This is a genomic window from Maricaulis sp. (assembly GCF_030149235.1).
Classification (GTDB): domain Bacteria; phylum Pseudomonadota; class Alphaproteobacteria; order Caulobacterales; family Maricaulaceae; genus Maricaulis.
The window spans coordinates 69368-93764 of sequence record NZ_JASBRW010000085.1 but is presented as its reverse complement, the minus strand read 5'-3'; the positions used below and the strand labels follow the sequence as shown (position 1 = coordinate 93764).

Sequence of the window (24397 nt, the reverse complement as noted above, 5' to 3'; positions counted from 1 at the left end):
ACCGACGTGCCCAGGATCGTCGACATGTATATGGACGGCCGCATCAATATCGACGACCTGATCACCCACACCATGCCGCTGGAAGAGATCAATACGGCCTTCGATCTCATGCATGCGGGCAAGAGCATCCGGAGCGTGGTGGAGTTTTAGGATGAGACCGAGTTTTACCGGGTTCGAGTGCTGCTTCTGCAAAAAATCGATTGGCGCAGAGGGTGAAGCCCAATCAGTTGTGCTGACCGCGACCAATCTGTCTGACTGGAGCAGCGACCTCGAAGAAGCACGCTATCAACAGCTCTTCGCCCACATCGCGTGCTTGATGGAGAACTGGAAAGGGCGGGTGAGCTGGGAGGCCGGTGTGCTAGTAAATTCGGGATAAATTGCGCCTGGCTACCAACCAATGATCGCGCTATGATATCGCCCTGATATCAGGAGGCTGAAATGGGCCAGGTGATTATCCGTAATCTCGACGACAGCGTTCTGGCGGACTTGAAGCGGATGGCGACGAGAGAGGGCAAGTCGCTGGAACAGTTCCTGCGCGACGTGCTGGCCGAACGGGCGCGGGATGACAAGCAGTCCTTTTTCGAGTTTGCCAAAGGCATGCGCGAGCGGTCGAGACCAGCCTGGCGCGACGCCACGAAACTGATCCGCGAAGACCGTGACCGATGAGTTCCTGCATTCTCGATGCGAGCGTCGCGGTAAAATGGTTCATCGACGACATTCTGACACCGCAAGCGCTTCGCGCGGGCAGAGAATACACCTGCTCCGCGCCGTCACTGATCCTGTCGGAGGTCGCGAACGGGCTCTGGAAATATGCGCGGCGCGGCGATGTGAGCGTTGCCGATTGCCGTGAGGCCCTTTCCAAGCTGCCAGCTCTCACTGTGCTCCATTCATCCACGGACCTTGTCGCTGACGCGATCGACATGGCCGTTGATCTCGATCATCCGGTTTATGACTGCCAATACCTGGCCCTAGCGCGACAGCAATCCCGTCCAATCCTTTCCGCAGACAAGCGTCTGCTCTCACTGGCCCATGACCGACTCGGCCTCGAGACGATCGACCTGGCCGATATCGAACCAGAAGTGCCCGCCCCATGATCCTCTATGTCGACGCAGATGCCTGCCCCGTCAAAGACGAGGTGATCCGGGTCGGGGAGCGGCACCGCTCGGAGATCCTGCTGGTCTGTGATGGCGGGTTGATGCGGCCGCGCTCGCAATGGGCCAAGCTGGTCATCGTCGAGGGCAAGCTGGACGCCGCTGATGACTGGATCGCCGAGCGTATCGGGCCGGGCGATATCTGTGTCACCGCCGACATCCCGCTCGCCGATCGCTGCCTCAAGGCCGGCGCCCGCGCCATTGATCCCCGCGGCAAGGCCTTCACCCCGGACACGATCGGCTCAGCCGTGGCGACGCGCAATCTGATGACCGATCTGCGCGAGACCGGGGTGATCACCTCGGGCGCGAAACCCTTCTCGCAAAAGGACCGGTCGGCCTTTCTCAACGGGCTGGAAGCGCTGATCCAGAAGGTGAAGAAGGGGCTGTAGCACTACGGATCGTCTTCCCCCGCCAGGCGGGGGAAGTCCCGAGCCCCGCGAGGGGATGGGGGTGAGTAGAACAGACGCACCCCCTCCGTCTCACTTCGTTCGACACCTCCCCCGCCATGCAGGGGAGGACCAAGGCCCGTGAGGACAGGATCGCATGCGCCCCAGCGACATCATCACCAATTACGGCCGCGCGGCCGACGAGCTTACGGCGCTTTATGAAGGCGTCAGCACCGAGCTCGTCTATGGCGAGGCCCTCGACCACTGGCCGCCTGCTCCGGCGCGCGCCATCGATATCGGGGCCGGCACGGGCCGTGATGCGGCCTGGCTGGCGCAGCGCGGTTACGAAGTGACCGCGGTCGAGCCGTCGCAATTGAGACAGGCCGGTCAGCACCTTCACAGGACCCGCGCCATTCAATGGATCGACGACCAACTCCCGGCTCTGACCCGGCTCGGCGCGCATGCGGGCCGCTTTGATCTCGTTCTGTGCAACGCGGTCTGGCAGCACCTCGCCCCGGCTGACCGGCCTCAAGGCATGCAGGCCCTTGCCCGCCTCACCGCCCCCGGCGGCCGCCTCTGCCTGTCCCTGCGTTCCGGGCCCGCCCACCCGGACCGCCCGGCCTATCCGACCGATCCGGATGAAAGCCGGGCTCAGGCCGCCGAACACGGTCTGAACCTGATCTGGCGTGGAGAGCGGGACAGTATCAAACCTGGCGATGCGGGCGCCGGGGTGACATGGATCTGGCTGGTGCTAGAGAAGGCAACGAAGACATCGGAGACTTGATCAAGATGCAACGCGTCAACCAATGGACCTCCTTCGGCGGCGAGCTGGCCGTGTTCGACCATGACAGCGCGGTTTGTGGTGTGCCGATGCGCTTTGCCGTCTTCACCCCGCCCCAGGCGAAGTCGGGCCCGGTGCCGGTGCTCTGGTATCTCTCCGGCCTGACCTGCAACTGGTCCAATGTGATGGAGAAGTCCGGGCTGCAGCGCGCGGCCAGCGAGCACGGCGTCATGGTCATCGCCCCGGACACCAGCCCGCGCGGTGAGGGTGTCGCCGATGACGCGGCCTATGATCTCGGCCAGGGCGCCGGCTTCTACCTGACCGCGACGCAGACGCCCTGGGCGCCGCATTTCCAGATGGATCGCTATATCACCGGGGAATTGCCGGCCCTGATCGCCGCGAATTTCCCGGCCGACATGTCGCGCCAGGGCATTTTCGGTCACTCCATGGGCGGACACGGCGCTTTGACCTTGCATCTGAAGCATCCGCAGACCTATCGCTCGGTCTCGGCTTTCTCGCCCATCGTCGCCCCGAGCCAGGTGCCCTGGGGCGAAAAGGCCTTCACCGCCTATCTCGGCGCGGATCAGGCCAGTTGGGCGCAATACGACGCAAGCGAACTGGTTCGGACCTCTCCCAGCGCCGCCCATATCCTGATCGACCAGGGCGAGGCGGACGCGTTTCTCGCCGAACAGCTCAAGCCGGAACTGTTCCAGGCGGCCTGCCGGGAGGCCGGGCAGGCACTGACCCTGCGCCGCCAGCCGGGCTATGATCACTCATATTATTTCATCGCCAGCTTCATCGATGATCACATCGCCCATCATGCTCGCGCGCTGGGCTGACACCCCTGCGACGGAATATCCAATAGCCTTCTACCCGTTTAAAAAGTAAGGTTTTGGCGTTCGATTAACGCTATACTTTTCAAGCAGGTAGATGCCGCCTTCCCTTATTGCCTATGGACGCTTGCTGCTCGACAGCCTGCGTGATCTGGCGCCGATCATCCTGGTCGTGGCGTTTTTCCAGATTGCCGTCCTGCAACAGCCCTTCCCGGATCTGCCCCGGATCATTTTCGGGCTGCTCGCAGTCCTCATGGGGCTGGCGCTGTTCATCCGCGGCCTCGAGATCGGCCTGTTTCCGATCGGTGAAAGCATGGCCGGGGCCTTCGCCCGCAAGGGCAATGTCTGGTGGCTGATGGCCTTCGCCTTTGCCCTCGGCTTCGGCACAACCGTGGCCGAGCCGGCCCTGATCGCCGTCGCTGCGGAAGCCGCCAGCGTCAAGGCGGCGGAAGGCGCATTGGCCGAAGCCGACCAGGCCTCCTACGCGCTGGGCCTGCGCTACACCGTCGCCGTCTCGGTCGGCGCCGCTCTGGTGCTTGGGGTGATCCGCATCCTCAAGGGCTGGCCGATCCAGTTCCTGATCATTGGCGGCTATATACTGATCGTGCTGCTGACCCAGTTTGCCCCGCGCGAGATCATCGGTATCGCCTATGACAGCGGTGGCGTGACGACCTCCACCATCACCGTCCCGCTGGTCACCGCCCTGGGCATCGGCCTGTCGACCGTGATCAAGGGTCGCAATCCTCTGATCGACGGCTTCGGTCTGATCGCCTTTGCCAGTCTCACCCCCATCCTCTTCGTCCTGCTTTACGGCATGGTGGTGTAGATGCTCGATGCGCTGATCCAGACCCTCACCACCCTGGTGACGACGCTGCGCGATGTGGCGCCGATCGCGCTGGTGCTCGGGTTTTTCCAGGTCGTCGTCCTGCGCCAGCGCGTGCCGCACCTGAAACAGGTGCTGATCGGCTTCGTCTATGTGATCGCCGGCCTCGCCCTCTTCCTGGTCGGCCTGCAGGAAGCGCTTTTCCCACTCGGCGAAACCATGGCCCGGCAATTGACCGATCCGGCCTTTATCTACGGCGCGGAAGGTCAGCCGGAAACGATCGAGTGGACCCGCTATTACTGGATCTATCTCTTCGCCTTCGCCATCGGCTTCTCCACCACAATCGCCGAACCTTCGCTGATCGCCGTATCCCTGAAGGCCGACGAAGCATCCGGCGGAGCCATCTCGTCCTGGCCGCTACGCATCGCCGTGGCCGTCGGCGTCGCCCTGTCGATCGCCCTCGGCGCTTTCCGGATTGTCACCGGTACGCCGCTGCATCTTTACATGATGGTCGGCTATGTCCTGGTCGTGGTGCAGACCATGTTCGCCCCCAAGGAAATCGTGCCACTGGCCTATGACTCAGGCGGGGTGACGACCTCGACCGTGACGGTTCCGCTGGTCACCGCCCTCGGCCTCGGCCTGGCCTCGACTGTTCCGGGACGCAGTCCGTTGATCGACGGCTTCGGACTGATCGCCCTGGCGAGCCTGTTCCCGATGATCACGGTGATGGGCTACGCCCAGGGGTCAGCGGCGTGGGCCGCCTGGCAGAAAAAACGCACAACAGACGCGCTGGCCACGATGGGGCCACAGCAGCAGCCCGCGCAGGCCCCGCAAACTGCGCACGAGGCAGACATGAACTCCACCGAAACCGCGCCGGAAATGGCGGCGGAGGTGGCCCAGTTGAAGGAGGAAGGCGAGCATGAAGTTCAAGCTGATTATCGCCCTGGTGACCGACGAGAAGACTGACGAGGTCACCGAAGCCGGACGCAAGGCCGGCGCCACCGGGTGTACCGTCATCACCGCGGCCCGCGGTGAAGGCCTCAACCCGCCCAAGACATTCTTCGGCCTGACCCTGGAAGGACAGCGCGATGTTGCCCTCTTCCTGGTCGAAGCGCATATGAGCCGTTCCATCCTCGAAGCCATTGGCGAGGCGGGACAATTTGATGATGAGGCAGGGACAGGGGTCGCCTTCCAGATCGATATCGAGGATGCTGTCGGCCTGTCCAGCCAGCTGCCTGAAATCAAACGAGAGATCGAAGACAAGATATGACCGGAACCGATTATGTTCAGGTGCGCGAGGTAATGACCCCCTCGCCCATCGCCATTGACGGCCTGGCGACTGTCGACCAAGCCGTTGATCTCATGCGGGAAAAGAATGTCAGCTCGCTGGTCGTCGACAAACGCGATGAGTCCGACGAATACGGCATCCTCGCCGTCCATGACGTCGCCGAACAGGTCATCGGCAAGGACCGTTCGCCCGAGCGTGTCAGCGTTTACGAGATCATGTCGAAACCGGTGCTGAGCGTCGACATCGCCATGAATGTCAAATACGCCGTCCGCCTGCTGACCCGTTTCCGCCTGACCCGGGCGCTGGTGCTGCAGGATGGCAAGGTCGCCGGCTTTGTGACCCTGCGCGACCTGGTCCTTCGCTCCATGGCCAAGCCCTCGTGAGCACAGCCGATATCCGCATCGAGCGAGACGGACCGCGGGCCGATCTCATCCTCAATCGACCCCGGCGCCACAATGCGCTGACCGAGGCGATGTGGCTGGCCATTCCCGAACTCCTCGCCCCGCTGGCCGAGGATGAGGACCTGCGCCTGCTGGTCGTGCGCGGGACTGGGGGGAGCTTCGCCTCCGGCGCGGATATTGGTGAGTTTGAAACGGCTTACGCCACGCTCGAGCGGGCCGAGACCTATTCCAACGGCATTGCCGACGGGCTGAACGCCCTGGCGGACTTCCCAAAACCGACCCTCGCCGCCATCGAGGGCGTGTGCATTGGCGGCGGATGCGGTCTGGCGATCGCCTGCGATCTTCGCTTTGCCGCCGCGGGTAGCCGCTTCGGCATCACCCCGGCCAAGATGGGCCTGGCCTATCCGTTCAATGACACCAAGCGCCTGGCCGAAGCGGTCGGCCTCTCAACGGCCAAGGACCTCCTTTTCACCGGGCGGCATGTCAGCGCCGAAGAGGCCCTGCAGATCGGCCTGATCGACCGCTTGCTGGAACCCGACCAGCTGGCCGCGACCGTCAGCGACTACGTGGCTCTGCTGGAGACGCGCTCCAGCGCCACTGCACGCATCACCAAGGCCATGCTGACCCGGCTCGAGGCCGGACAGACCGATGAGGATCCCGTCACCCGGCAATGGTTCCTCGACGCTTTCAACAGCGCCGATTTCAAGGAAGGCTTTCGTGCCTTCCTCGACAAGCGCACGCCGGACTTCAAGCGCAAAACCTGATCAGGCCTTCGCCTTCAGCCCCTCGATCACATCGGCCCAATCCGGGTGACGGTCGGCCTGGGCCTTGAGGAAGGGGCAGAGCGGCACGATGGTGAAGCCCTTGTCCCGGGCTTCGGCGACGACATGGCGTGCCAGGGCCGAGCCGACACCCTGACCCTTCAGGCTTACCGGCACGCCGGTATGGTCGACGATGATGCGCGACGCGCTCAGCCGCGAATAGGTCATCTCACCGACATCGTCCTGGCCGGCAATATGCGCGACATAGCGACCCTTGGAACCGGATTCCTCAAGCGTGAACGTAATATCGGACATGACGTGTCTCCCTCGATGACTGTGTCCAGCCAGAGATAAGACCGGCTCCGCAAGAAACAAACCATGCGTGCGGACAGGCTTTGTTTCTCAAATGGCAACAATCGACACAACCCGCCTGTGCTCACACCAGTTCGGCATCGGTCATGATCTCGAGCAGCGCGGGTCCGTCGTGGGCCAGGGCTTCGGTCATGGCCGCATCCAGGTCATCCAGGCTTTTCACCGTACGGCCATAACCGCCGCAGGCGCGGGCGAAGCCAGCGAAGGTCGGATTGACCAGGCTGGTCTGCCAGACCGGCCAGTTACCGGCACGCTGTTCCTTGGTGATTTTGCCGAGTTGGGAATTGTTCAACAGGATGTGGGTGATGTTCATGCCGTATTTCACCGCCGTGGTGAATTCCATGGCGTATTGGCCGAACCCGCCATCGCCGGAGATCGAGATAACCTTGCGGTGGCGATGCTCCTCGAAATCCTGCGTCGCTGCCCAGGCGCCCATGGCCGCCGGGAAGGAAAAGCCGATCGAGCCGAGATAGCCGGACATCATCACCCGCTGCCCGCTGGGCTCGAAATAGCGGCCGAAGGAATAGGTGTTATTGCCCACATCGACCGCCATGGCCGCCTCTTCCGGCGCCAGGCGCGTCAGCGCATCAAACACCGCCGCAGCCGCCAGGCCTTCGCCCCGATTCTCGCCCAGGCGGCGCTGTTTTTCCTCGCGCCAGATGCGCCAGCGCTCGGCCAGCTCGGCCCGCTGGTCAATCGCCACCGGCTCCCGGCTGGTCAAGAGATGGCGGATGATACCGACCGTGCGGCGCACCTCCCCCCAAACCGGGTAGGTCACAGGGTGAAACTTGCCCAATTGCATGCGCTCGAAGTCGACCTGAACGATCGGTTTTTTCGGCTCAATCCCCGTATGGTTTGAGAAGGACGCCCCCAGCGCAATGATCAGGTCACACTCATTCATGAACCAGGAGGCGATCGGCGTACCGGACCGGCCGATCACGCCGGCAGCCAGCGGATCACTGTCCGCGATCTGGCCCTTGGCCTTGAACGTCGTAACGATCGGCGCGTTGAGCTCTCGCGCCAGCGCCGTGATCTGGTCCATACCGTCCCGCGCGCCATAGCCGACGATAATCATCGGGCGTTTCGCCCGGGCAATCGCGTCAGCGGCGGCTGTGACCTCCTCCTGCGGCGGCGCGATGTCACCCGAGGTCACACGCCCGAGCGGTCCGGCCGCGGCCTGGTCGGAGGGCTGGGTCTGGACATCATCGGGGAAGATCAGATGGGCTACATCCCGCTCGACGATCGCGGTCTTGCACGCCAGCGAGGCAAGCTCGGCATGGTTGGAGGAATTGAGCACCGGCTGTGAAAACCGGGTGACCGGATCGAAGGCGGCCTTGAGATCAATATCCTGGAACGCACCGGGCCCGAACACCTGGACCTGGACCTGGCCTGTCAAAGCCAGCACCGGCGCACGGTCGACCTTGGCGTCCCAAAGACCGGTCAGCAAATTGGTGGCGCCTGGACCGGCAATGGCCAGACAGGCCGCCGGATGGCCGGACAATTTGGCATAGCCGGAGCAGGCGAAAGATGCGGCGCCCTCGTGACGGATCCCGAAATAGGAAAGCTCACCGGCCTCCTCCCGCAGGCGCAGGGCATCGGCGAGGCCGAGATTGGAATGCCCGACCATGCCGAAACAGGATTTGATGCCCCAGTTGACGAAAGTCTCCGCCATCACATCGGTTACGGTGCGCTCGTGGGACGGCTCGGGCTCGACGCCGACATATATGCCGTCATCACGCGCCTCGACCGGATAGGTGGTCTGACCCGCATCCTCATGTCCGCCCGGCGGAGCACCGGTGAGCGGGTCGAAGTCCCAGCCATGCCAGGGACAACGCAGCCAGCACTTGTCATCGACACCTTTTTCGATCGAGCCTTCACCGAGCGGTCCGCCCTGGTGCGGACAGTGATTGTCCATCGCCGCGTACTGGCCATCGAAATGCACCAGCGCGATCGAATGCCGGCCCGCCGTTGCTGATTTGACGCGCCCCTCGGCCAGCTCGTCCAGCTCGGCCACCTTGTGCCAGTCCAGCTCGGTTTGTGTATCGTTCACCCTGATCTCCCTGTGCTCAACTGTACGCGGCCTTTACACGCGATGGGCCGGGGCAGAGCATCACATCTGGCTCGCGAAGTCGTCAGCAAACGCGATCACAATTTTCGATGCCGGCCGGTTTTCGGTGGTTTAGAGCTACAGCCACGCCTAACGTGACCTATAGCGGGCGTGGCGGCACACTAGGGGGGAACGCAATCATGGATCCGGCACTGGCGGAGGCAGTTCTGACCGCCCTCGGGCTCTACTTTCTGATCGGACTTCTGTTCGCCCTCACCTTTGTGACGGTTCTGATCAAGCGATTTGACAGTAATGCTGCGGAAGCCGCACCGCTTCAGTTCCGGCTTATGATCACGCCCGGCGTTGCGGCGTTATGGCCCATCCTCCTTGTCGCCCTGCTCAAGCGCCTGACGCTGGGAGGAGACGCATGAGACGCGCGCATCGCACCGCCCACCTGGCGCTCTGGGTCATCCTGCTTCCGGTAATGGCGATCACCGGCTGGGCAGCCCTGGCCTACAAACCCGACCCGGCCGAGAACGCGGCGCTGCCGGCGGCTTTGATCGAGGAGGCAAGCTGATGGCGGTTGGATACAAGGCCGTCATCTGGAACGGCTTCAAGACCTCCTATGTTCTGACCCTGTGGGCGGCGATCCTGGCCTTTATCGCCAGCTTCATCATTGTCACCGGCATGACCCAGCCAGAGGGCGAGAGTTTTCATCCCGTCCAACTGGTCATGAGGGCTTTTGGCTTTGCCGGGTTTTCGCTCCTGAGCTTCATCCTGATCATTGGCCCGATGGCGCGCATCACGCCGCGCTTCAAACCGCTCTTGTACAATCGCCGCCATATGGGCGTGTCGGCCTTTGTCCTGATGCTTATCCATGCCGCACTGGCGATGGTCTGGTATCATGGCTTCTCCGACATCAGCCCCCTGCTCTCGGTGCTGACGACCAATGCGAATTATGACCGTATCGGCGGCTTTCCGTTCGAAAGCCTGGGGCTGGCCGCTTTCCTCATCCTCTTCGTGATGGCGGCTACCAGCCATGATTTCTGGCTCGCCAATCTCGGCGCTCCGTTCTGGAAAGCGCTACATATGGGCGTGTATCTCGCCTTCGCCCTGCTCGTCGCCCATATTCTCCTCGGCGTCGTCCAGCATGAGAAGTCGCCGGCCTATGCCTTCTGGGTCATGGGGTCAGCCGCACTGGTCACAGCCCTGCACCTCATTACCGGCTGGCGCGAGGTCTCGAAGGACCGGCGTTCCGGGTTCAAGGCCGAGGACGGCTGGGTCGAGGCCGGGCCGGTGAATGACATCCCCAATGACCGCGCCGTGATCATCCCCGGCGAGGGCCGCGAACGTATTGCCGTCTTCCGCTATGACGGGCAGGTCTCGGCGATTTCCAATGCCTGCAAACACCAGAACGGCCCGCTCGGCGAAGGCCGCATCGTCAATGGCTGTGTCGTCTGCCCCTGGCATGGCTATGAATACAAGCCGCGCGATGGCCGCTCTCCAGCGCCCTTCAACGAGAAGATCGCGACTTACAAGGTCGCGATCCGCAATGGCATAGTCTTCGTCAACACCAAGGCCCTGCCGGCCGGTACGGATGTCGAGCCGGCCCGTATCGAGGAGGCCCAGCCATGAGCCGGAAACTCATCCACGACACTGACCAGGGCGAGTATTTCGTCGGCTATCGCGACACGCCGAAAGTCGACCGCCGCTATCTCCTCGGCCTCTCTGTCCTGGGGCTCGGAATCGCCGGTGGAACCGGAGCCTTCCTGGCCGCCAAACAGGGCGGCGCGGGTCTGGGCCGCTGGGATATGGGCACGCCAGTCAGCCTGACCGGCTACCTGTCCGAGGCTCCCTACCCATTGCTGCGGACCACGGGAATTGATGGCACGCTACGCACCGTACTGCTGGCCTGCGACACCAAGTGCGGGGCCCAGGAGAAACTCGCCGAATCCAGGATCTCACGCGACCGGGTCACTGTACGCGGCTCGCTGATCCAGCGGGGCCGTCATGTCATGTTGGCTGTCGCTAATGACGATGACTGGATTATGCCCGACCACACCTTGCCGGCCCGCCTTACCGGCTTTGCCGAGGAGGATCTCGGCGAGGTCACGATCAATGGTGAGATCCTCGACAGCAAGTGCTGGTTCGGCGCCATGCGGCCCAATGAAGGCGCCAGCCACAAGGCCTGCGCCATGCTGTGCATCGCCGGGGGGCTCCCGCCCTATTTCTATGCCCGCGACGCGCTGGGTCGCAGCCGGGCCATGATGCTCACCGATCCCGGGGGCGAGGCCCTGGTCCAGCCCATTTTGCGCTATGTCGCAGATCCAGTGCGGGTGACCGGCCGGGTGCATCGCATCGAGGATTTGCTGCAACTGCGCCTCAACCCGGACAACCTGGTTCGCCTCTAGCCCGGCATCTTGTTTGCCGGCTCTTCACATGCTCTCTGGCGGCATGACCGAATGTATTGCAACCGATGCCGTCTGGGGGGCCTGGCGGGCCCTGCATAATCAGGAGAGCCGGACGCCTCAGGGCTTCGCGGCCCGACTGGCGGCGTCCCTCGATCTCGGCATCGACTGGATCGACCACGCCGACATCTATGACAATGGCGCCGTTGAAACCCTGCACGGTGAAGCCCTCGCCCAGCTAAACGGTCAGCAGCGCCAGCGCCTGCGGATCATCTCGAAATGCGGCGTGCGCTTTGAAAGCCCGGGCCAGCCCGGTGTCCGCGTCGCGCATTACCGCTCCGATGCAGGCTTCATCCGCGCCCAAGCCGAGGCCTCGCTGAAGCGTCTGGGCCATGAGCACATTGATCTCTACCTGCTTCACCGGCCCGACTATCTCATGCAGGTCGAGGAAACCGCACGGGCGCTTGAAACCCTGGTCTCGGACGGGCTGATCGGTTCGATCGGCGTGTCCAATTTCTCGATCCATCAGTTCGATGAACTGGCTCGGGCCTGCAGACATCCGATCGCCGCGCAGCAAATCGAGATTTCAGTCTTAGCCAATCAGGCTCTCGATAGCGGGATGCTTGAACAGGCGCGCCGGCACCGGGCCGCAATCCTCGCCTGGTCACCACTGGGCGGCGGCGCCCTGTTCCGCGAAGACCGGCCACTCAATGCCTTGCTGGCCCGGATCGCAGAACGAGAACAATCGGATATGGCCAGTATTGCTCTGGCCTGGCTCAAACGCATCCCCGGACCGGTTATCCCGGTACTCGGAACCATGTCCCTGACCAGGCTGCAGCAGCAGATCGAGGGCATGCGTCGGGTCCAGCTGGACGCGCAGGACTGGTATGAAATTCTCGAGGCCGCGCGCGGCGCCCGTGTGCCCTAGGGCTTCATCGACTGGGCCTTGCGGGCGTTGGCTTCGATCCTGTCCCAATCTCCGGCCTCGATCATTTTCGAATTGGCGATCCAAGATCCACCGACACAGACCACATTGGGCAGGGCCAGATAGTCCGGCGCTTTCTCCGCCGAGATCGATCCGGTCGGGCAGAAGCGCAAATCCGGCAGGGGGCCGTGCAGGGATTTCAGATACGGCAATCCACCCGCCTGCTCTGCCGGAAAGAATTTGAGCACCTCAAACCCCATTTCAGCGGCCTGCATGGCTTCACCGGCCGTCGCCACACCCGGCAGGACCGGCAGATCAACCTCGCGCAGGGCCGCGGCCAGCACGGGCGTCAGACCCGGCGAAACTAGGAAATCGGCCTTGGCCTCCAGGCAGGCACGGCATTGATCGCCATTGCGCAGCGTTCCCATGCCGATGATCAGCTCCGGCCGGGCCGCTTTCATCGCCTGCATGACCTCAAGCGCGTTCTCGGTGCGCCAGGTCATTTCGATGACTTTCAGCCCGCCGGATGCCAACGCGTCGGCCAGAGGTGCCGCATGGGCGATATCGCCAACCGTGAGCACCGGGATGACCGAGGCCTCGTCGATCAGGGTCTGCATTGTAACAGCCATTACAGGCCTCCAAATTCAGCCAGGGCCGCAGCACCAAGAAGCGGCGCCGCGTCGGATGTGATCATCGAAATGGGAATATCACCGGCATAGTGGGTCATCGGGCCACGGCGAGTGAAACGCGCCAGGAAGGCGCTGGATTCGAGCAAGGGACGGATTTTCGGCAAGATCCCGCCACCGAGGAAGACACCACCGCGGGCCCCGGCCATGACCGCGACATCGCCGGCATAGGCGCCGAGCACTGCGCAGAACAGATTGACGACCCGGCGCGACATGGAGTCGGCCGAGGCCAGGGCCTCGGCGGTGATTTCCTCCGGCCGGTAGCCAGGCCAGGGCTCGCCATCGATATGGCACATCGCCCGGTGAATATTGACCAGACCCCGCCCGGACAGCAACCGCTCCCACGATACAAAGCCATACTCGTCGGCAATGAAGCGCCCCACGGCGATTTCTTCCTGGGTGCGCGGTGCAAACCCGGCATGTCCGCCCTCGGTGGGAACAACGAGGAGATTATTGTTGTGCGGGATCAAGAGCCCCAGACCGAGCCCGGTGCCCGGGCCCAGCACGGCGTAGGGCGCGCCGGGATCCGGAGTGCCGGCATTGAGCGTCACCAGATCGTCGGACGGGATCAGCGGAGCGCCGCGGGCCTGGGCGGCAAAATCATTGACCGGCAGCAGCGCATCCAGCTGCAACTCCTTGGCCAGCTCTTCCGGTTTGAATTTCCAGGTCGAATTGGTCAGGCGGATCGTGCTTTGCGCCACCGGACCGGCGACCGCGAAACAACCGCGCTCCGGACGAGCTCCGGTGCAGCTTTCCAGGAAAGCATGAGCCGCATCGCGCAGGTTCTCGAAATGCTCATTCTTGAGCCGGCGGATCTGCTCGAGCTCGAATCCCCCCCGCACGCTGCCGCGCGCAATGGCGAAACGGGCATTGGTACCGCCGATATCGGCGACGAGATAGGACGGCGCGGTACTCATGCCTCTGCCAGGGCCTTTTCTGTCGCCGCAACGGCGAGGTCCGGGATGCTCAAGGCGCCATCTTCTGCGGCCGTCGCAATCTGGCGGAAGCCGGCGAACAATTCCCGGCCCATGCCCTGGGTCCGTTTCGGCGGCAGCACCGCGACCGGGCGCTCTTCCAGGTCAACACCCTCGACGCTGAGCACTCCGGTCTGACCGCAAATGGTCACGACATCGCCATCGCGCACCTTGCCAATGGCGCCGCCCATCGCGGCTTCCGGGCTGACATGAATGGCCGCAGGCACCTTGCCGGACGCGCCGGACATGCGGCCATCGGTGACCAGGGCCACCTTGAAGCCCTTGTCCTGCAGTGCGCCGAGGGCCGGGGTCAGCTTGTGCAGCTCAGGCATGCCATTGGCTCGCGGCCCCTGAAAGCGCAGCACAGCAACAAAGTCACGCTCCAGCTCGCCGGCCTTAAAGGCCGCCATGAAGTCGTCCTGGTCGTCGAATACGACAGCTGGAGCCGTCACGGTACGGTGCTCCGGCTTGACCGCAGAGACCTTGATTACAGCCCGGCCAATCGCCCCGTCGAGCAGGCGCAGACCACCATCCGGCGAGAAGGGCTTGGCATAGGGGCGGACGATCTCCGTATCGGCACTGATTTCGGTCACCGGCCTCCACACCAGCTCCTCGCCATCCAGGAAGGGCTGGCTGGCATAGGCGCGCAGGCCGTGCCCCATCACGGTCTCAACATCCTCATGCAGAATGCCCGCATCAAGCAATTCGCGGATGATGAAGCCCAGCCCGCCGGCCGCGTGGAAATGGTTCACATCAGCCGGGCCATTGGGATAGACGCGGCACATCAGCGGAGTGACGCTGGCGAGCTCATCGAAATCGGACCAGTCGATAATGATGCCGGCGGCGCGCGCCATGGCAATCAGGTGGATGGTGTGGTTGGTCGACCCGCCCGTCGCGTGCAGGCCGATAATGGCGTTGACGATGGCTTTCTCATCGACAATGTCGCCAATCGCCTGCGCCCCGTCCTCAGCCAGGGCCGCCGCGCGCTGGGCGGCCGCCCGGGTGAGATGCTCGCGCATCGGATCATCCGGATTGATGAAGGCCGTGCCGGGAATGTGCAGACCCATGACTTCCATCAACAGCTGGTTGGAATTGGCCGTGCCGTAGAAGGTACAGGTCCCGGGCGAGTGGTAGCTCTTGCTTTCGGCATCGAGCAGGGCATCGCGGCCGACCTTGCCCTCGGCATAGAGCTGGCGCACGCGGGCCTTTTCCGGATTGGGAAGCCCGGACCGCATCGGACCGGCCGGTACGAAGATCACCGACAGGTGGCCAAAGCGCAGCGCACCGATGATCAGGCCGGGGACAATCTTGTCGCAAACGCCGAGGCACAGAGCCGCGTCGAACATGTTGTGGGACAGGGCGACCGCCGTCGACATCGCGATCACGTCGCGGGAAAACAGCGACAGCTCCATGCCTGGCTGACCCTGGGTGACCCCGTCACACATGGCCGGCACACCCCCGGCAACCTGGCCCACCGCGCCGACCTCGTTCAGCGCCTTCTTGATGATCGGCGGATAGGCGGCGAAGGGCTGGTGTGCCGACAGCATGTCATTATAGGCGGTGACAATGCCGACATTGGCCCAGCCCCCATCCTTCAGGGCACGCTTGTCCGAGCCACCACAGGCGGCAAAACCATGCGCCAGATTTCCGCAGGACAGGGAGGCCCGGTGACGTCCCTCACCGCGCGCGGCCTCGATCATGTCGAGATACTGCCGGCGCGTGTCGGCGCTGCGCTCCTGGATGCGTTTCGTCACCTCGGCGACAACATGATGGGGCGATGCACTCATCTCGCTCTCCTGATCAGGACCTGGCGCTCGGTTCAGCCGGCCCAGTGAATTTCAAAATTCGACGCCGGTGGGCGCAGCAGGGCGCGTACCGGCATGTCTTCAACCAGACCCTCCCCGAGCGCCTGCTCGAGCGTGTCCAGCTTGCCCTGCCCTGTCAGCATCAGGACGCTCAGCCCGGCCTCGTCCAGGGCCGGCTTGGTCAGCGTCATGCGGTCCAGGAACGGGCCGGTGACGTCGGATGGATGGGCCCGGATCGCGGCCAGCGGCCCCGATGCAGGGTCGAGGGCTTCGCTCAATCCCGCCGCATGCGGGAACCAGCTGGCGGTATGACCATCACCGCCCATACCCAGGACAATCGCATCGAAAGGCTGCGGGACGATGGCGAGCCGTTTTTCGAGTTCGGCGAGCCCGGCCTTGGGCGTGCTGTCCGCCGTCTTGAGCTCCACGAAACGGGCGGCGGCAGCCAGGTTCTGAAGCAGGGAAGCGGCGACGAAATCGGCGTTGGAGCCGGCTTTACCCCGATCAACCCAGCGCTCATCGACCAGCACGACGGTGACCTTGCTCCAGTCCAGTTCGATTGCGGACAGGCGTTCGTAGAGCGGGGCCGGTGTTGACCCTCCGGACACGGCGAAGCTTGCCGCACCACGCGCCGCAATGCCGGCCTCAAGCCGGGCCGCAATCTTGGCGGCGAGGGTTTCGACCATGGCATCGCGATCGCCATGGCGGAACAGGCTAGGGGTTTCAGCGTGTAACGGCATCGAACCACTCCCGGTCTTCACGTGCGAGCAGAAAATCGGACTGGGTCGGGCCATCTGTACCCGCCTGGTAGCCGTACAGTTTGGACGGGCCGTGATCCCAGGCCTGGATGATCTGGTCGATCCAGCGCCAGGAGGCCTCGACCTCGTCGCGACGCATGAACAGGCTGAGATTACCCCGCACGACGGCCATCAGCAGGCGTTCATAAGCATCCGGGTAGCCGCCCTCGAAATGCTCGGCATAGGACAGGTTGAGCGGCACATAGCGCAGGCGCAGGCCACCCGGACCCGGATCCTTTGTCATCAGCATCAGCTTGACGCCCTCATCGGGCTGCAGGCGGATTACCAGACGGTTGGGCTGCGGCACACCACTGGCACTGCCGACGACATCATGCGGCACCTGTTTGAACTGGACGATGATTTCCGAACGCCGGTCGCTCATGCGCTTGCCGGTGCGCAGATAGAAAGGCACTCCGGCCCAGCGCCAGTTATCAATATGGGCGCGGATGGCGACAAAGGTTTCGGTACCGCTTTCGTGACCGACCTCATCAACATAGCCCTTGGCCGGCTCTCCCCCGACGGCACCGGCCTTGTACTGGCCGCGCACCACGTCCTGGCTTACCGTTTCCGAGGTCACCGCCCGCAGAGCCTTGAGAACTTTCAGCTTCTCGGTACGCACGGAGTCCGCGTCGAGAGAATTGGGCGCTTCCATCGCGACCAGGCAGACCAGTTGCAGCAAGTGGTTCTGGACCATGTCGCGCAAGGCGCCGGAGCGATCATAATAGCTTGCCCGCTGCCCGGCTCCGAGGGACTCGGCCACGGTGATCTGGACATGGTCGATACCGGCGGCATTCCACATCGGTTCAAACAGGAAGTTGGCGAAGCGCAGGATCAACAGGTTCTGGACGGTTTCCTTGCCGAGATAATGGTCGATGCGGAAGATCGAGTTCTCGGGAAACACCTTGCCAACCCGATCATTGATCAGGCGGGCCGAATGGAAATCCTTGCCAATCGGCTTTTCCAGAATGATGCGGGCATTCTTGGAGTTGAGCCCGTGCCGGCCAATCGCATCACAGACCTGGCCGTAGATCGAGGGCGGAAGCGCCAGGTAGAAAAGGCGAATCTTGTTCTCGTCGGGATCGAGCGCCTCGCTCAACTCGTTCCAACCCTCTCCATCGCCCGTGGCATCAACGGAGAGATAGACCAGGCGTTCGGCAAACTCGGCCCAGCGCTGCCTGCGGTTCTCCGACGCGTCTTCGGCGAGCACATGCGTCGCAGCCAGTTCGCGATAGGCGGCGCGGTCGAGGGCATCGCGGGAAGCGGCAATGATGCGTGATTCTTCAGGAATCTGCCCGTCACACCAACGGTGAAACAGCGCCGGGACAAGCTTGCGCAGGGCCAGATCGCCGGTGGCGCCAAATACGACAATGTCGAATGGTTCGACGGGAAGTAATTCAGCCATAAACGCTTTCCTGGACAGTAGCACCGGCCCGCGGCGCGATTGATGTTAGCCCTAACATAGCCGATTGGGATGCACCAGAGGTTAAGCTGTGCCAGCATGCCTGCTCACAACGCAATTGGCCAATCCGCGCGGTGGAGCCCTCTCGACAGGGCGGTACCGGGCTGGCTAAGCAGGCAGGATGAGCGATACCACATCCCAAGCGCCGCTGGCCGGCCTGCGCGTTCTTGAACTCGCCCGCATTCTGGCTGGCCCCTGGGCCGGGCAGACCCTGGCCGATCTCGGCGCCGACGTCCTCAAGATCGAAAGTCCGGAGGGCGATGACACCCGCAAATGGGGGCCACCCTTCATCGAGGGCGAGGATGGCGCCACCAGCGCCGCCTATTTCCACGCCTGCAATCGCTCCAAGCGTTCGGCCGTGGTGGATTTCCGCACCGAGGCAGGCCGCGACACCATCCGCCGCCTGGTGGCCGACGCTGACGTGGTGATCGAGAATTTCAAGCGCGGCGGTCTGGCCAAGTATGGGCTGGACTATGACAGCCTCGCCGCCATTAATCCGCGCCTAGTCTATTGCTCCATTACCGGCTTCGGCCAGACCGGTCCCTATGCCGATCGCGCCGGCTATGACTTCATTATCCAGGCGATGAGCGGGATCATGGACCTAACCGGGGAGCCGGACGGTCCGCCGCAGAAAATGGGCGTCGCCTTCGCCGATATCTTCACCGGCCTTTACAGCACGATCGCCATCCAGGCCGCCCTGGCCGAGCGCGAAAAGAGCGGGCTGGGCCAGCATATAGACATGTCGCTGCTCGATTGCATGACCGGGGTTCTGGCCAACCAGGCCATGAACTATCTCGCCTCCGGCAAAACGCCCAAACGAATGGGCAATCGCCACCCCAATATTACCCCTTATGAAGCTGTACCGGTGAGCGATGGCTGGATCATCCTCGCCGTCGGCAATGACAAACAGTTCGAGCGTTTTTGCGGCGTGGTCGGGCTAAAGGCCGCGCCAGGATGGGCCAGCAATTCCGGCCGTATCGAAGACCGGGACCGGCTCGGTCGCATGATCGCGGAGCATACCGCGCACTGGACCCGTGACGACCTACTGCAGGCGCTGGAGGCCGCGACAGTCCCGGCTGGCCCGATCAACAGTGTCGAGGACGCGCTCAGGGACCCGCAGATCGTGGCCCGCGGCCTGGCCGGACCCGACGGCCTTAACTCACCGATCCGCTTCTCTCGATCGGGCACAATATCGGGTCGGGCGCCGGCCCTGGGCGAAAGCGACCCGGACTGGCAGGAGAGATAGGGCCCTGTTGCCGCACCGGCCTGTTCAAGCTAGAGAAGCGCGCTTGTTTATAAGCCCCATCCAGCCAACAGGACCGGTCCAGTGGAAGTGAAACTCTACAATACGATGTCGCGCGCAACCGAGGTCTTCGATCCGATCGAAGCGGGTCAGGCGGGCATCTATACCTGTGGACCGACCGTTTATCACCACGCCCATATCGGCAATATGCGCGCCTATGTCGCCGCTGACGTCCTGGTGCGAACCCTGCGCCTGTCCGGCCTCAACGTGAAACATGTGATGAATATCACCGATGTCGGCCACCTCACCTCGGATGAGGATGAGGGCGATGACAAGATGGAAGTGGGGGCTGCACGCGAGGGTATCACCGCCTGGGATATCGCCGAGCGGTACACCGTCTCCTTCTTCGAGCAGTCAGAAAAGCTCAACATCAAGCGACCGAATATTGTCTGCCGCGCGACCGATCATATCGCCCAGCAGATCACCATGATCGAGCAGCTCGAAGAGAAGGGCTTCGCTTACAAGACCGACGAGGCGGTGTATTTCGACACCACGAAGATCGATGATTACGGCAAGCTGGCGCGGCTAGACCTGGAAGGTCTGCGCGGCGGCGAGCGCGTCGATCTGGGGGCCAAGCATTCCAAGACCGACTTCGCCCTGTGGAAATTCTCCCGGGGTGAAAAGCGCCAGATGGAGTGGGACAGCCCCTGGGGCGTCGGCTTTCCGGGCTGGCATATCGAGTGCTCGGCCATGTCGGCGCATTATCTCGGCGACCAGTTCGACATCCACACCGGTGGCATCGACCATATCCCGGTGCACCATACCAATGAGATCTGCCAGAGCGAGTGCGCGACGGGCAAGGCGCCGTTTGCCAAATACTGGCTGCACAGCGAGTTCCTGCGCCTGCTCGACGACATCAAGATGTCCAAGTCGTCCGGCGATTTCCTCACCGTCTTCGAGCTCGAAAATCGCGGCTATGACCCGCTCGCCTTCCGACTGCTTTGCCTCAAGGCGCACTACCGAACGGCGATGAAGTTCTCGTGGGACGTTCTCGATGGGGCTGCAACGCAGTACCGGCGCATGCGTCTGGCCGTGACCGCCTTGCTCGATCAGGGCGATGCGGATGCGGTGGCCGATACGGCAGCGGACGAGGCCACGGCCCGGTACGACACGCTGATCCGATCAGCCCTCTATGACGATCTCGCCACTCCGGTCGCCCTGACCCATTTGCAGGCCGCGATTGGTGACGACACCTTGAGCGCCGCTCAGAAGCTGTCGCTGGTCAAAACCTTCGACGGCGTGTTCGGATTGAGCCTGATGGAGCCTTTCGTCGAAGAAAGCGGCAGCGATGCCGGCGAGGACGTCCAGGCCATGCTGGAAGCGCGTCAGCAGGCGCGCAAGGACAAGGACTGGGCCGAGGCGGATCGTCTGCGGGAGGCCATTGCGGCCGCCGGCTATGTCATTGTCGACACGCCGGACGGCCCCAAGCTGGAAGCGGCAAAAGCCTAGGCGTCGATGTGGAATTCGGTCCCGAGATCGGTGGTGGAATCGCCACCGATCCACAGATCGAATGCGCCCGGCTCAGCGCCATAGGTCTTGTTGCGGCGGAAGAAGGCGAGATCATCCGTGTGCAGCTCAAAGCGGACACGACGGCTTTCGCCGGGCTCCAGCGTCACCCGCTCGAAACGCTTCAGCTCACGGATCGGCCGGGTCAGGCTGGCGAAACGGTCGCGGATATAAAGCTGAACGACCTCGGTGCCGGCCACCTCGCCGGTATTGGTCAGGGTGATCTCGGCCACCACGCTTTCACCCATGCGAATATGGTGCCGGTCCAGGGCCAGATCGGTATAGGCGAAATTCGTGTAGCTGAGCCCGTAACCGAAGGGGAAGAGCGGCTCATAGCCGGCATCGAGATGGAAAGTGGTCATGCCCAGGGATGTCTGGGTCGCGGCCGCGGGGATCTCATCGATATGGATCACCGTATCCGGCGTCGCCGGGCGGCCGGTCTGCTTGTAGCCGTAATAAATCGGCACCTGGCCGGACATGGTCGGGAAACTGACCGGCAGCTTGCCTGACGGCGCAACACGGCCAAACAGCGTATCGGCTATCGCCGGACCGCCCATCGTGCCGGGATGCCAGGCATAGATCAGCGCATCGAAGGCGTCGACAATCCCGCCCAGGGCCAAGGGCCGCCCTGCGAGAATGACACCGACCACCGGCTTGCCGGCCTCGCGCAGGTGACGGACCAGGTCTTCCTGCACGCCCGGCAGGGTGATGTCGGCACGGCAATGGGCCTCGCCGGAGAGGATGGCTTCCTCGCCGATGAAGAGGACAACCGCATCGGACTGCTCGGCGGCGTGCAGGGCCGTATCGAAGCCGCTGGTGTCCTTGGAGCGGGTGGTCTCGAGACCGCGCACATGATGGAGGGCGACCTGGCCGTCAAGCATGGAGGTAAGAGCGGCCAGCGGCGTCACGCTGCGCTCGGCATCACCATCAAACACCCAGGTGCCCAGCTGTTCCGCGGGCTCATCGGCCAGCGCACCAATCACCGCGATTGAGGACAGGGCCTCAGCATTCAGCGGCAGTGTGCCGCCTTCATTGCGCAGCAGGACGAGGCTCTGCTGGGCGGCCTGGCGCGCCAGGTTCAGCGCCGTCATTCGGGCCGGTTCTGGCGGCAGCTGGGTGACGTCGCGGTCCATCAGACCGGCGCGCAGCTTGACCCGAAGCACATTGCCGACGAGCGCGTCAATCCGGTCCATCGAGATCCGGCCCTGATGCACCAGCTCCGGCAGGTGGCGTTCATAGACACCGCCAATCATGTCGATCTCGACCCCGGCCGATGCGGCTTCATAGGTCGCCTCGACATCGTTTTCGCTGAAACCGTGCACCACGAGCTGGTGGATGGAATCCCAGTCGCTGACCACCGCACCATCGAACGACCACTCCTTGCGCAGGACCTGGTCGAGCAGGAAGTCGCTCGCGGTCGCCGGAATGCCATCAATATCGCTGAACGAGGTCATGAAGGTGCCGACACCGGCCTCGACCGCCGCGAAGAAAGGCGGCAGGTAAACATTGCGCAGCTCGTTCTCGGGGATATTGGTCGTGTTGTAATCGCGTCCCGCCTCGGAGGCGCCATAACCCGCGAAATGCTTGGCACAGGCCACCAGCGTATCGGCCCCACCGGTCTCGCTGACCTGGAAGCCCTCGATCATGGCCGCACCCATGACGCCGGTGAGATAGGGGTCTTCACCCAGGCTTTCCGCGATACGGCCCCAGCGCGGATCGCGGGAAATGTCGATCATCGGCGCGAAGGTCCAATTGACGCCAAAGGCGCTGGCTTCTTGCGCTGCCAAACGCGCACAGGCGCGAACGACCTCCGGATTCCAGCTTGCCGCCTGCCCGATCGGTAGAGGGGCAACCGTGTGATAGCCATGGATGACGTCGCGGGCGATCAGCAGCGGAATGCCATGCTCGCTTTCGTGCACGGCGATATGCTGCAGCGCGTTGATGACGTTCGGATCAACAATATTGATCACCGAGCCGACACGGCCGGCGCGGATGGCCGGGGCGAGGCTCTCAACGATATTATCGCCCCAGGCCTGGACCTGGTTGAGCTGGCCGATCTTCTGCTCCAGCGTCATCCGCTCGAGCAGATCGCGGATGCGGCTTTCGATGCCGTTATCATTGCCGGCGGCTTTGATCTCGTGTGCATTACCCATGACGGCTATCCCGTTCTTCTTGGCGGTCAGAGCCGCCAGGTGGAGTGTTCGATGGCTCTATTCGGCCGGCGCAGCGTCGGGAAGGCCCCGGCGCTTTTCAAGCTCTGCCCGCACAGCCTCGGATTTCTCGCGCGATACGTTCAGCGTCATGATGATGCCGATCGCCAGAGCATAGAGCAGGATGGGCAGACCGATATCGTAGACGCGGAGCAGAAGCAGGGTCGCGTCGGTGTTCACCGCCCCCTCGCCGGTCTGCAGGCCCGTGCTGGCCAGTAGCCAGGCGCCGGCCATCGACGCGACGGTCTGGCCGAGCTTGACGACCCACCAGTAGATCGAGGCAAACATGCCTTCACGGCGCTGTCCCGTTCGCAGCTCATCCTGATCCACGATATCCGCCATCATGGACGGCATCAGTGTGAACAGGGAGCCGAGACCGAAAGCCATCAGCGGGGCCGGAAGCAGGATCAACCACGGAAATTCCTGGCTGTAGGCAAAGGTCTTGAGCGCATAGCCCAGGATTGCGAGCGAGATGGCGATTATGAAGGTGCGCTTCTGGCCGATGCGAGAGGCCAGCCAGGTCACGAAGGCGACAATGGCAAAGTTGGCGAATGACCCAACAGTCGCCACGAGAGCACCGAGTTCGGCACCAGCCTCCGTGTCTCCCGAGAAGACGTAATAGCTCAACACGAAATAGCCATAGGACGCGATCAGGATAAAGCCGTTGAACACCAGGAAGGTGACAAAGCAGATCTTCAGGAAAGGAACGAAGCTGAGCGCTTGCCCCATACTGACAAAGAATCCTTTCAGCTCCTTCCATACGTCCCGGCCATGGCCGGTTTTTTCGCTTTCCTCGTGCGCGATATCAGCCATGCGCTCCTTGAGGAAGATCGCCGGGATGATGCCGCAAATAATGACGATGATCGCAACACCGGTCGCCACCACACGGGCGCCGTCGATCGGGTTGGCGAACCATTCGCTCTGCTTGGCAATGACCAGCATGTAGGGCGGCAGAAAGAAGGCGACCTGGCCGATGAAATTCTGTGTCCCCATGAGCAGGGTGCGTTGGTCGTAATCCGGCGTCAGCTCATAACCCAGCGCGACCCAGGGCGTGGCGTAGATCGTGTAGGCCAGGAAGAAGATCACCGAGCCGACAGTGTACCACCAGACGTAAAATGACGGTTCTTGCCCCTCCGGGAATTGCCAGAGCAGGAAGAAGCACAGCCCGACGAGTATGGCCCCGACGAATATGAAGGGCCGGCGCCGTCCCCACTTCGATTTGAAGTTATCGGAGATATAGCCAACGATCGGGTCCGTCAGCGCATCGAACAGGCGCGGCAGGGCCGTGATCACGCCCAGCATCACCAGGCTTACACCGAGGTTCTCGTTCAAGAGAACGATCATGCCCACAATGGAGCCGGCCAGCAGATTGTTGGCAAAGGCTCCTGACCCGTAGGCCAGACGATGGGCAAAGGAAATACCGTCCTCGGGACGCGTTTGTGTCGACGTCTCGGTCATGGGATAATCCTGTCTCGTGGGCC

The 24397-nt window shown here is 63.0% G+C and carries 26 protein-coding genes and 1 pseudogene; 18 read left to right on the top strand and 9 right to left on the bottom strand.

Annotation, left to right across the window (positions count from 1 at the left end):
• From Q1V51_RS13320 to Q1V51_RS13270, 11 genes and pseudogenes are all read left to right on the top strand, one after another.
• Positions 1-150, top strand: a pseudogene (locus Q1V51_RS13320) (S-(hydroxymethyl)glutathione dehydrogenase); the annotation flags it as partial.
• Between the two features lie 288 nt (positions 151-438).
• Positions 439-666, top strand: coding sequence for a hypothetical protein (locus tag Q1V51_RS13315; protein ID WP_300557158.1), 228 nt, complete (start codon positions 439-441; stop codon positions 664-666).
• Entirely contained in the window at positions 663-1094 is a 432-nt protein-coding gene (locus Q1V51_RS13310) for a type II toxin-antitoxin system VapC family toxin (RefSeq protein WP_300557156.1), read from the top strand. Before Q1V51_RS13315 ends, Q1V51_RS13310 begins: the two co-directional genes overlap by 4 nt.
• Positions 1091-1540: a YaiI/YqxD family protein gene (locus tag Q1V51_RS13305; protein ID WP_300528978.1), complete on the top strand. Its 450-nt coding sequence runs from the start codon at positions 1091-1093 to the stop codon at positions 1538-1540. Before Q1V51_RS13310 ends, Q1V51_RS13305 begins: the two co-directional genes overlap by 4 nt.
• Positions 1541-1694: 154 nt before the next feature.
• Entirely contained in the window at positions 1695-2321 is a 627-nt protein-coding gene (locus tag Q1V51_RS13300; protein ID WP_300557154.1) for a class I SAM-dependent methyltransferase, read from the top strand.
• Positions 2322-2326: 5 nt separating this feature from the next.
• Positions 2327-3157 carry an S-formylglutathione hydrolase gene (gene fghA, locus Q1V51_RS13295; protein ID WP_300557152.1) on the top strand — a complete coding sequence of 277 codons (831 nt, stop codon included), beginning with the start codon at positions 2327-2329 and terminating at the stop codon, positions 3155-3157.
• 91 nt (positions 3158-3248) lie between these two features.
• Positions 3249-3977 (top strand): DUF1538 domain-containing protein, encoded by a 729-nt coding sequence (locus Q1V51_RS13290; RefSeq protein ID WP_300557150.1) that lies wholly within the window; start codon positions 3249-3251, stop codon positions 3975-3977.
• Positions 3978-4940 carry a DUF1538 domain-containing protein gene (locus tag Q1V51_RS13285; RefSeq protein ID WP_300557148.1) on the top strand — a complete coding sequence of 321 codons (963 nt, stop codon included), beginning with the start codon at positions 3978-3980 and terminating at the stop codon, positions 4938-4940.
• Complete coding sequence (locus tag Q1V51_RS13280; RefSeq protein ID WP_300557146.1) at positions 4894-5244, top strand: P-II family nitrogen regulator; 351 nt, start codon at positions 4894-4896, stop codon at positions 5242-5244. The genes Q1V51_RS13285 and Q1V51_RS13280 overlap by 47 nt, the downstream gene beginning before the upstream one ends.
• Positions 5241-5645, top strand: a complete 405-nt coding sequence (locus tag Q1V51_RS13275) for a CBS domain-containing protein (RefSeq protein WP_300557144.1) — start codon at positions 5241-5243, stop codon at positions 5643-5645. The genes Q1V51_RS13280 and Q1V51_RS13275 overlap by 4 nt, the downstream gene beginning before the upstream one ends.
• The gene (locus Q1V51_RS13270) at positions 5642-6427 is read left to right on the top strand and encodes an enoyl-CoA hydratase-related protein (RefSeq protein WP_300557141.1); all 786 of its coding nucleotides are present in this window, start codon (positions 5642-5644) and stop codon (positions 6425-6427) included. Before Q1V51_RS13275 ends, Q1V51_RS13270 begins: the two co-directional genes overlap by 4 nt.
• Here the strand turns inward: Q1V51_RS13270 and Q1V51_RS13265 are convergent, their stop codons facing one another.
• Positions 6428-6739: a GNAT family N-acetyltransferase gene (locus Q1V51_RS13265; RefSeq protein WP_300557139.1), complete on the bottom strand. Its 312-nt coding sequence runs from the start codon at positions 6737-6739 to the stop codon at positions 6428-6430. It lies immediately after the preceding gene.
• 121 nt (positions 6740-6860) lie between these two features.
• Positions 6861-8846 (bottom strand): thiamine pyrophosphate-dependent enzyme, encoded by a 1986-nt coding sequence (locus tag Q1V51_RS13260; protein ID WP_300557137.1) that lies wholly within the window; start codon positions 8844-8846, stop codon positions 6861-6863.
• Between the two features lie 197 nt (positions 8847-9043).
• On the opposite strand from Q1V51_RS13260, the gene Q1V51_RS13255 reads away from it, so the two are divergent.
• The 5 genes from Q1V51_RS13255 to Q1V51_RS13235 are packed head-to-tail and all read left to right on the top strand — an operon-like array spanning position 9044 to position 12179.
• Complete coding sequence (locus Q1V51_RS13255; protein ID WP_300557135.1) at positions 9044-9274, top strand: hypothetical protein; 231 nt, start codon at positions 9044-9046, stop codon at positions 9272-9274.
• A complete protein-coding gene (locus Q1V51_RS13250) occupies positions 9271-9420 on the top strand; it encodes a hypothetical protein (RefSeq protein WP_300557133.1) in 150 nt (49 codons plus the stop codon). The genes Q1V51_RS13255 and Q1V51_RS13250 overlap by 4 nt, the downstream gene beginning before the upstream one ends.
• Positions 9420-10478, top strand: coding sequence for a Rieske 2Fe-2S domain-containing protein (locus Q1V51_RS13245; protein ID WP_300557131.1), 1059 nt, complete (start codon positions 9420-9422; stop codon positions 10476-10478). Before Q1V51_RS13250 ends, Q1V51_RS13245 begins: the two co-directional genes overlap by 1 nt.
• A complete protein-coding gene (locus Q1V51_RS13240) occupies positions 10475-11254 on the top strand; it encodes a hypothetical protein (RefSeq protein ID WP_300557129.1) in 780 nt (259 codons plus the stop codon). Before Q1V51_RS13245 ends, Q1V51_RS13240 begins: the two co-directional genes overlap by 4 nt.
• A gap of 43 nt (positions 11255-11297) precedes the next feature.
• A complete protein-coding gene (locus Q1V51_RS13235) occupies positions 11298-12179 on the top strand; it encodes an aldo/keto reductase (RefSeq protein WP_300557127.1) in 882 nt (293 codons plus the stop codon).
• Here the strand turns inward: Q1V51_RS13235 and eda are convergent.
• The 5 genes from eda to zwf are packed head-to-tail and all read right to left on the bottom strand — an operon-like array spanning position 12176 to position 17840.
• A complete protein-coding gene (gene eda / locus Q1V51_RS13230) occupies positions 12176-12805 on the bottom strand; it encodes a bifunctional 4-hydroxy-2-oxoglutarate aldolase/2-dehydro-3-deoxy-phosphogluconate aldolase (RefSeq protein ID WP_300557125.1) in 630 nt (209 codons plus the stop codon). The two genes, Q1V51_RS13235 and eda, sit on opposite strands and share 4 nt — an antisense overlap.
• Positions 12805-13779, bottom strand: coding sequence for a glucokinase (glk, locus tag Q1V51_RS13225; protein ID WP_300557123.1), 975 nt, complete (start codon positions 13777-13779; stop codon positions 12805-12807). Before glk ends, eda begins: the two co-directional genes overlap by 1 nt.
• Entirely contained in the window at positions 13776-15623 is a 1848-nt protein-coding gene (gene edd / locus Q1V51_RS13220) for a phosphogluconate dehydratase (RefSeq protein WP_300557121.1), read from the bottom strand. Before edd ends, glk begins: the two co-directional genes overlap by 4 nt.
• A gap of 32 nt (positions 15624-15655) precedes the next feature.
• Positions 15656-16381: a 6-phosphogluconolactonase gene (gene pgl, locus Q1V51_RS13215; protein ID WP_300557119.1), complete on the bottom strand. Its 726-nt coding sequence runs from the start codon at positions 16379-16381 to the stop codon at positions 15656-15658.
• Positions 16365-17840 (bottom strand): glucose-6-phosphate dehydrogenase, encoded by a 1476-nt coding sequence (gene zwf / locus Q1V51_RS13210; RefSeq protein ID WP_300557117.1) that lies wholly within the window; start codon positions 17838-17840, stop codon positions 16365-16367. The genes pgl and zwf overlap by 17 nt, the downstream gene beginning before the upstream one ends.
• Positions 17841-18018: 178 nt before the next feature.
• Between zwf and Q1V51_RS13205 the strand changes: the two genes are divergently transcribed.
• Together Q1V51_RS13205 and cysS are read left to right on the top strand one after the other, a co-directional pair.
• Positions 18019-19143: a CaiB/BaiF CoA-transferase family protein gene (locus Q1V51_RS13205; RefSeq protein ID WP_300557115.1), complete on the top strand. Its 1125-nt coding sequence runs from the start codon at positions 18019-18021 to the stop codon at positions 19141-19143.
• Between the two features lie 81 nt (positions 19144-19224).
• Positions 19225-20649 carry a cysteine--tRNA ligase gene (gene cysS, locus Q1V51_RS13200; RefSeq protein ID WP_300557113.1) on the top strand — a complete coding sequence of 475 codons (1425 nt, stop codon included), beginning with the start codon at positions 19225-19227 and terminating at the stop codon, positions 20647-20649.
• Here cysS and Q1V51_RS13195 read toward each other — a convergent pair.
• Both Q1V51_RS13195 and Q1V51_RS13190 read right to left on the bottom strand, forming a co-directional pair.
• On the bottom strand, positions 20646-22859 hold the full coding sequence (locus Q1V51_RS13195) for a glycoside hydrolase family 3 N-terminal domain-containing protein (RefSeq protein WP_300557111.1): 2214 nt from the start codon (positions 22857-22859) through the stop codon (positions 20646-20648). The genes cysS and Q1V51_RS13195 overlap by 4 nt on opposite strands.
• A 57-nt stretch (positions 22860-22916) precedes the next feature.
• Entirely contained in the window at positions 22917-24374 is a 1458-nt protein-coding gene (locus Q1V51_RS13190; RefSeq protein WP_300557109.1) for an MFS transporter, read from the bottom strand.
• Positions 24375-24397 lie beyond the last annotated feature (23 nt).